This is a genomic window from Salinisphaera sp. (assembly GCF_035690525.1).
In the GTDB taxonomy this organism is placed as follows: Bacteria; Pseudomonadota; Gammaproteobacteria; order Nevskiales; family Salinisphaeraceae; genus Salinisphaera.
Genome location: NZ_DASSKM010000069.1, coordinates 1 through 8,103, shown reverse-complemented (window position 1 = coordinate 8,103; position 8,103 = coordinate 1). Strand labels below are relative to the sequence as shown.

Genomic DNA, 8,103 nt, shown 5'->3' with positions numbered 1-8,103 from the left:
GTCGAGCGCAATACAAGTTGTATCCGCGTCCTGCCAATCGATCAACGATTGGTGCGGGGCCAGTTGCAGGCATGTGCCATCGTAGCGCTCGCGCTCGGCGGCGAGGCAGTCTCGTACGTCGTCGGGAACACTCATGAACGGAGAGTTTAACGACTATTAATGTGGCAACAAAATAGCCGAAAGATCGGCCGTTTGCCGTCGTAGGCGCCGCGCGGCCGGCCCCTGTCGCACTTGCTCTTGGTTCGGATAAAAAAGAGCCCGGCTTTGGGGCCGGGCTCTTTCTTCTCGCATGGTGCGAAAATCGATGGGCGTGCGCCCGTCGATTTACATGCCGCTCATGCTGTCACCCTGGTCGGTGACGTTCAGCTCGACGCGACGGTTCTGGGCACGGCCAGCCGCGGTCTCGTTGGTCGCGACCGGGTTGTTTTCGCCGTGGCCCATGGTGCCGGTGATACGGGTGGAGCTGATGCCATGGTTGGTCAGGTAGCTCTCGACCGAATCCACACGACGCTGCGACAGGCCCTGGTTGTATTTCTCGGTACCGATGCTGTCGGTGTAGCCGTCGATACGGAAGTCAACGGCCGGACTTGCGTTCAGCGCGTCGATCACGTTATCCAGACGATTCTGCGCCTGCGACGTCAACTTGGAAGAATCGAACTCGAAGGTGACGCCCTTGAGGACGATCGGCGCCGTCTTCTGGATCGGGCAACCGCGAGCATCGACTTCGGTACCGCGCGGCGTACCCGGGCACTGGTCGTTGGCGTCGATCACGCCGTCGCCGTCGCTATCCTGCGGGCCGGTCGGAGCCGGTGGCGGAGTCGGCTGCGGAGCCTGCGGGGGCGCGCCCAGCGGGATCTGCAGGCCCACGGAAACGATGTTGTCATTGTAACGCTGATCTTCGTAACCGGCTCCCAGCACATCAGCCGAGTCGACGGTGGTGTAACGATAGCGATACTCGGCGCGCACCTTCAGACCGTAGTCGTTGAGGGTGTACATGTAACCGACACCAGCGTCGAGGAAGTCGGCATCCGCGTCGTCGCCGACGTTGTTGCCGTTGATCGAGCCGTAGCCCGGATCCTTCTTGCCCCAGGCGGCGCCCAGGATGCCGTAGATCGGGAAGGTGTCGCGGGCCGGGAAGAACAGCGCGTCCAGACCGAAGCCGTATAGATCGGCGTCGGCGGCGTCTTGACCGTTGAGCGACTGGTCCGGGTTGAAATAAAAGCCGTAAAGCTCAAGATTCAACCAGCTGTTGATCGGCTTGCCGATCGCCAGGCTGCCGCCGAGGCTGTCGTCGTTGTTGACGTCCAGACGACCGAAGTTGTCGGACGAATCGCCGACGGAATCGCTGTCGAAAAAGCCGTAGGACACCATCGGCGCGACGTAGAAGCGCTTGTCCTGCGGTGTACCATTGTCCTGTGCGAAGGCGCCAGCCGAGAAGGCGAGCCCCAGTGCGCCTGCAACGCATGCGGTAAGCGGTTGCTTAAATTGCATAGCTTAAAACTCCCTTGAACGGGTTTAGGTTTGTTGTGCGGTCCCATTCACCGAGTGGTAAACGCAAGTTCCCTGACGGTGACGTGCAGAGCTAGTATGCGACCTTTTGATGAATTTGGCAATGAAGCGGGCGGCTTGAGAAAAAAAAACTAAGCTGCAATCATTCGCCGGCTTTTCGATCCGGGCCGTTGATTTTATGGATGTGAACGCTGTCAAAACCCGCATAATTTCGCTGCGTGAGCGGCTGGGCGACCTCCGGGGGTATCTTTGACTACGCTGAGAAAAAAGACCGACTGAGCGAGTTGAATGCCGAATTGGCCGAGGGCCGGATTTGGGTGGAGACGCCCGACAAGGCGCAGGCTTACGGGCAGGAAAAAGCCCGGCTCGAGGACATCGTCGACCCGATCGATGCCGCGACTTCGACGCTCGCCGAAAGCGAGGAGCTGCTCGAACTGGCGGAGGCCGAGAGCGATGCCGAGGTGGTGGATCAGATCAACGCCGAGCTCGACGAAGTCGACGGGCATCTCAAGGCGCTGGAATTTCAGCGCATGTTTTCCGGCGAGGCGGATGCGAGCAATGCATTCGTCGATATCCAGGCCGGTTCCGGCGGCACTGAGGCGCAGGACTGGGCGGAGATGCTGCTGCGCATGTATCTGCGCTGGTGCGAGCAGCGGGGCTTCGAGACCGAACTGACCGAGATATCGGCCGGCGACGTGGCGGGCATCAAGAGCGCCACGGTCGCTGTCGCCGGCGCTTACGCCTATGGCTGGCTGCGCACCGAAACCGGCGTTCACCGCCTGGTGCGCAAGTCGCCGTTCGATTCCGGAGCGCGCCGGCATACGTCGTTTGCCGCGGTATTCGTCTCGCCGGAGATTGATGACAAAATCGAGATCGAAATCGACCCGTCGGATCTTCGGGTGGATGTCTATCGGGCCAGCGGCGCGGGCGGTCAGCACGTCAACCGTACCGAGTCGGCCGTGCGCATCACGCATCTGCCGACCAATATCGTGGTGCAGTGCCAGAACGACCGCTCGCAGCACAAGAACCGCGCCACGGCCATGAAGCAGTTGCAGTCCAAACTCTACGAGCGTGAGATGGCAGAGCGCCGCGCCCAGGCCGAGGCCACCGAGGCCGACAAGTCGGATATCGGCTGGGGCAGCCAGATTCGGTCTTATGTCCTGGACCAGTCCCGGATCAAGGATCTGCGTACCGGCGTCGAAGTCGGCAACACACAGGCCGTCCTCGACGGCGATCTCGATCAGTTCATCGAGGAAAGTCTGAAGCAGGGGCTTTAAACATGAGTGACGCTCCCACGGGCGCCGAGGAAACGCATCGGCTGGTCGCCCAGCGCAAGGCAAAGCTGGCCGACTGGCGAGAAACAGGCCGCGCCTTTCCCAATGATTTCCGCCCCGATGCCCAGGCCGGCGAATTGCAGCGGCGCCACGCCGAGGACGATGCCGACGCCCTGGCGGCCGACGCGGGCGAGGTGGCGCTCGCCGGGCGCATGCTCGCCAAGCGCGTCATGGGTAAACTCAGTTTTGCAACGCTGCAGGACGCCAGCGGGCAGATTCAGCTGTTCGTGCAACGCGATCTGCTCGGCGAGGACGCATACCGGTCGTTCAAGCAGCTCGATATCGGTGACATCATCGGCGTGCGCGGCGGCCTGACCCGCACCAACAAAGGCGAGCTGTCGGTCAAGGCGGTCGAGTTGCGGTTGCTGACCAAATCGCTGCGCCCGCTGCCGGAAAAGTGGCACGGCCTGGCGGATACCGAAGCGCGCTACCGGCAGCGCTACGTCGATTTAATCATCAACCCGCAATCGCGCGCGGTATTCGCCGCGCGCAGCGCTATTCTGCGTACGGTGCGCCGCTTTTTCGAGGCGCGCGGCTTCATGGAAGTCGAAACGCCCATGCTGCAGGCGATTCCCGGGGGCGCGGCGGCCAAGCCGTTCATCACGCACTACAATGCGCTCGACCACGATTTCTATCTGCGCGTGGCGCCGGAGCTGTATCTCAAGCGGCTGGTGGTCGGCGGGCTCGAGCGTGTGTTCGAACTCAACCGCAATTTCCGCAACGAAGGGCTGTCGACGCGCCACAACCCCGAGTTCACCATGCTCGAGTTCTATCAGGCCTACGCCGACCACCGGGTACTGATGGACGAAATCGAGGCGTTGCTGCGGGAGCTGTCGCGCGAGGTGAGCGAGCGGCATCCGGCGGCCCGCAGCGACGAGGCGGTCGAACTCGACAAACCGTTCGAGCGTGTTCCGATGAAGGACGCCGTGTTGCGTTACAACAGCGCCGTCGATGCCGCGGATCTCGATAATGCCGATCGCCTGCGGGCAGTCGCCGAGGCGGCCGGCGTCAAGGGCGAGCAAGACTGGGGGCCGGGTAAATGGCTGACCGAGCTGTTCGAGGCCACCGTCGAGCACCGCCTGATCGAGCCGACGTTCGTAACCGACTATCCGGCCGAGGTCTCGCCGCTGGCGCGACGGCGCGACGACGACCCCGGCGTCACCGAGCGTTTCGAACTGTTCATCGCCGGGCGCGAGGTCGCCAACGGTTTTTCCGAGCTCAATGACGCCGAGGATCAGGCCGAGCGCTTTCGCGCCCAGGCCGCGGCCAAGGATGCCGGCGACGACGAGGCGATGTACTACGACGCCGACTATATCGCCGCGCTCGAGTACGGTCTCCCGCCCACCGGCGGCGCCGGTATCGGCATCGACCGCGTGGTGATGATGCTCACGGGCGCGAGCGCGATTCGCGACGTGTTGCTGTTCCCGCAGCTTCGGCCGCACAAGCCGGCCTGATTCGCGAACTCGGGCGATCAGGCGGCGGTGGCATAGGGCAGCGTCAAGGGCTTGATCGCCTCGACGCCGTCGATTCGAAGATCGCCGCGGGCCGTCGACTCGACCTTCAGCACGGCCAGCGCACGGCCGTGGCTCTGGCCGGCGGCCTGAAGAACCCCGCCTACGGTTCGGCCCTGGGCGTCGTGTACCGGCGTGCCCGGCGCGGGACAGCGGCCCCGCCATTCGAGACGGAACACGCGCCGTGTCAGGCGCCCACGGTAGTGGAGACGGGCAATCACTTCCTGGCCCGGATAGCAGCCCTTGTCGAAATCGACCGCCATCAGCCAGTGAAGGTTGAGCATCTGCGGCACGAACTCGCCCTGGGTCGCCGCCGTGACTTGGGGCAGGCCCGCATCGATTTCCGACAGCAGCCACTCGGTCGAGTCCACGGCCAGTGCCTCCGGCGGCGGCGTGGCGCCCGCTGGATACAGCACCAGCGTGCGGTGCTCGTGATCGACCGAGCCGGGCAGGCCGAGCCGGATCGCTTCGCTCTCGATCGCGGTGCAATCGACTTCGGGGGCATCGCGCGCGTCCAGCACGCCGGCGATGCCGTAAGCATCGCTTGCGTCCGCCAGTTCGACCTCGAGACGCAGTACGTACATGCGCAGCCGCTTGAGCGCGCTTTCGATCAGCGGCGCCGGAAGCAGCAGCAGATAGGCGTCGGGCAGCGCGACCACGCGCAGCACCAGTTGCGTACGGCCCTTGGCGTCACACCAGGCGGCCAGGAAATGGCGATCCGGGCCGAGCCGGGCGACATCGTTGGACAACTGCGCGCGCAGGAACCCGCCCGCGTCCGCGCCACCGACCCGGATCACGCCCAGGCGCAGGGAATCGACGGTTTGAGTGTCGTTCATGACTGCATCCCAAAATACGTTTGAGCGTATTGTAGATCGACTGTAAAGCAAGGGCGCGCACCACATGCCCGCGGTTGCCAGTCCATAGCGCGAAGTTTAGAGTAGTTGTATGCCGAAGCAGCCTGAGACGCCCGTCGACGACGCCCGTTCCGACGCGGCCCGTGAGTCATCCGCCAATCCGTCATCAGCCGACCGGGACGCCCCCGGCCCGGGCGACGGGACGATCTTTTCGGAAGAAATCCGGCCGAAGGAACACGGCGGACGCGACGGCCCCGATCCTGTTCGTTACGGCGACTGGGAGAAGAACGGCCGCTGCATCGATTTCTGATTCGTCCGATTTTCCTTAACGACAGCCGGGGACTGTATGCGTAGTCAGCCGAACCGACCCGTTTCGCCGCATCTGCAAATTTATCGGTGGCAGATAACGATGCTGACCTCGATCGCGCACCGCGCCTCGGGCATCGTGCTTTCCATAGGCGCCGTGCTGCTCGCGATCTGGCTGATCGCCGCCGCCAACGGGCCGGATACCTACGCCGCGGTCAACGGCGTGTTCGGGTCGTGGTACGGCCAACTGATCATGTTCCTGTGGTCGTTCGCGCTGTTTTACCACCTGTGCAACGGCATTCGGCACCTGGTGTGGGATGTGGGCGTGGGGCTGGACCTGGAAACCGCGCGCCTGACCGGCTTCATCGCCATCGGGGTCGCCGCGGCGCTGACCATTTTCGTCTGGATCGGGGCGTGGATCGCCTGATCGGCGGCCGGCGTTTTCGGAGGTTTTCGCTATGAGCAGTATTCGTTCCTCGCTGGCCAACGCCCGCGGCCTGGGCAGCGCCAAGGCCGGCACCAGCCATTTCTGGGCGCAGCGCGTTAGCGCCGTGGCCCTGGTGCCCCTGACGCTATGGTTCGTGGCCTGCCTGGCCGCGCAGTTCGGCGCCAGCTATGCCAGCGTGACCGACTGGCTGTCGTCGCCGTTTCAGGCGGCGCTGCTGGCGTTTTATCTGGCCGCGATCTTCTACCACTCGCAGCTGGGTCTGCAGACCATCATCGAGGACTATGTCCATAACGAGGGGGCCAAGATGGCGACCCTGGTCGCGCTGCAGCTGATCAACATCCTGATGGCGATCGCGGCCATCGTTTCCGTACTCATGATTCTTGTGGGAGCCGCCTGATGAGCGAAAGCGACGCCAAAGGTTATGAAATAATCGAACATCAGCACGACGTCGTCGTGGTCGGCGCCGGCGGCTCCGGCCTGCGCGCGACCCGCGGGCTGGCCGATGCGGGCTTGAAGACGGCGTGCGTGACCAAGGTGTTTCCCACCCGTAGCCATACCGTGGCGGCCCAGGGCGGGATCGCCTCGGCGCTCGGCAACATGGGCGAGGACGACTGGCGTTGGCATGCTTACGACACGGTCAAGGGCGGCGATTGGCTGGGCGACCAGGACGCCATCGAGTACCTGACCAAGGAAGCCATTCCGGCCATCATCGAGCTTGAGCACGACGGCGTACCGTTCTCGCGCACCGAGGAAGGCAAGATCTACCAGCGCCCGTTCGGCGGCATGACCACTCATTACGGCAAGGGCAACGCCCAGCGCACCTGTGCCGCGGCCGACCGGACCGGCCATGCACTGTTGCACACGCTTTATCAGCAGTCGCTCAAGGCGCGCGCCGAGTTCTTCGTCGAATATTTTGCCATCGATTTGTTGATGACCGCCGACGGCGAGTGTAAGGGCGTGCTCGCTTGGGATCTGCAAGGCGGCCAACTCCACCGCTTCCGCGGGCATCAGGTCATCCTGGCCACCGGCGGCTACGGCCGCGCCTATTTTTCCTGCACCTCGGCGCATACCTGCACCGGCGACGGTATCGGTATGGCGTTGCGGGCCGGTTTGCCCGTCCAGGACCCGGAATTCGTGCAATTCCATCCCACCGGCATCTACGGTGCCGGCTGTCTGATCACCGAAGGCGCCAGAGGCGAGGGCGGCTACCTCACCAATTCGGAGGACGAGCGTTTCATGGAGCGCTACGCGCCCAACGCCAAGGATTTGGCCTCCCGGGACGTGGTCAGCCGGGCGATGACGGTCGAGATCAACGAAGGCCGCGGGGTGGGCGAGAATTCCGATCATATTCTCCTGCATTTGGAACACCTGGGCCCCGAGGTGCTGAACGAGCGCCTGCCGGGTATCACCGAAACCGCGAAGATCTTCTCGGGCGTTGACGCCGCCAAGGACCCGATCCCGGTATTGCCGACCGTGCACTACAACATGGGCGGTATACCGACCAATGTCTTCGGCGAGGTGGTGACCCTCAAGGACGGCGATCCGGATGCCGTGGTGCCCGGGTTGATGGCGATTGGGGAGACCGGCTGCGTATCGGTGCACGGCGGAAACCGGCTCGGCTCCAATTCGTTGCTCGATCTGGTGGTCTTTGGCCGCGCCGCTGCGCACCGCTGCACCGAAACCGTGGCGCGCGGCGCCATGCACCGCGCCGATACCTCGGCGTCCGAGGAAAAAGCGCTGGATCGTTTCGATCGCCTGCGCCATGCCAACGGCGGCACGCCGACCGCCGAACTGCGCGCCAGCCTGCAGAACTGCATGCAAAAATATGCCGCGGTGTTCCGCAATACCGAAAACCTCGAAAAGGGCGTAGAGCAGATCAACGAAGAGTACGAGTCGTTTGCCGATGTCGGCGTGACCGACCGCTCGATGACCTGGAACAGCGATCTGGTCGAGACCATGGAGCTGGAAAATCTCCTGGATTGCGCCATTACCACGATGCACGCCGCCAATAACCGCAAGGAAAGTCGTGGCGCACATTCCCACGAGGAGTACACCGAGCGCGACGACGAGAACTGGATGAAACACACGCTGGTCTGGCTTCAGGACGGCACCCAAACGAAGATCGACTATCGCCCGGTGCA

At 63.6% G+C, this 8,103-nt stretch carries 8 protein-coding genes; 6 read left to right on the top strand and 2 right to left on the bottom strand.

Going from position 1 to position 8,103, the window contains the following annotated elements; genetic code table 11:
• Window positions 1–324: 324 nt before the first annotated feature.
• Window positions 325–1,491: an OmpA family protein gene (locus tag VFJ08_RS05225; RefSeq protein WP_324995882.1), complete on the bottom strand. Its 1,167-nt coding sequence runs from the start codon at window positions 1,489–1,491 to the stop codon at window positions 325–327.
• A 196-nt stretch (window positions 1,492–1,687) separates the two neighbouring features.
• Here VFJ08_RS05225 and prfB point away from each other — a divergent pair.
• A protein-coding gene (prfB, locus tag VFJ08_RS05220; RefSeq protein ID WP_324995880.1) for a peptide chain release factor 2 occupies window positions 1,688–2,786 on the top strand; the annotation gives its coding sequence in 2 pieces (ribosomal slippage) (window positions 1,688–1,759 and window positions 1,761–2,786; 1,098 coding nt in all).
• 2 nt (window positions 2,787–2,788) lie between these two features.
• On the top strand, window positions 2,789–4,297 hold the full coding sequence (lysS, locus tag VFJ08_RS05215; protein WP_324995878.1) for a lysine--tRNA ligase: 1,509 nt from the start codon (window positions 2,789–2,791) through the stop codon (window positions 4,295–4,297).
• 17 nt (window positions 4,298–4,314) lie between these two features.
• Here lysS and VFJ08_RS05210 read toward each other — a convergent pair whose 3' ends face one another.
• A complete protein-coding gene (locus VFJ08_RS05210; RefSeq protein ID WP_324995876.1) occupies window positions 4,315–5,190 on the bottom strand; it encodes a hypothetical protein in 876 nt (291 codons plus the stop codon).
• A gap of 109 nt (window positions 5,191–5,299) precedes the next feature.
• On the opposite strand from VFJ08_RS05210, the gene VFJ08_RS05205 reads away from it, so the two are divergent.
• From VFJ08_RS05205 to sdhA, 4 genes are all read left to right on the top strand, one after another.
• Window positions 5,300–5,518, top strand: a complete 219-nt coding sequence (locus tag VFJ08_RS05205) for a DUF1674 domain-containing protein (RefSeq protein ID WP_324995874.1) — start codon at window positions 5,300–5,302, stop codon at window positions 5,516–5,518.
• Between the two features lie 36 nt (window positions 5,519–5,554).
• The gene (sdhC, locus tag VFJ08_RS05200; protein WP_324995872.1) at window positions 5,555–5,941 is read left to right on the top strand and encodes a succinate dehydrogenase, cytochrome b556 subunit; all 387 of its coding nucleotides are present in this window, start codon (window positions 5,555–5,557) and stop codon (window positions 5,939–5,941) included.
• Window positions 5,942–5,972: 31 nt separating this feature from the next.
• Entirely contained in the window at window positions 5,973–6,359 is a 387-nt protein-coding gene (gene sdhD / locus VFJ08_RS05195; RefSeq protein WP_324995870.1) for a succinate dehydrogenase, hydrophobic membrane anchor protein, read from the top strand.
• A partial coding sequence (sdhA, locus tag VFJ08_RS05190; RefSeq protein WP_324995868.1) for a succinate dehydrogenase flavoprotein subunit occupies window positions 6,359–8,103 on the top strand: 1,745 nt, incomplete at its 3' end. The genes sdhD and sdhA, both read left to right, overlap by 1 nt.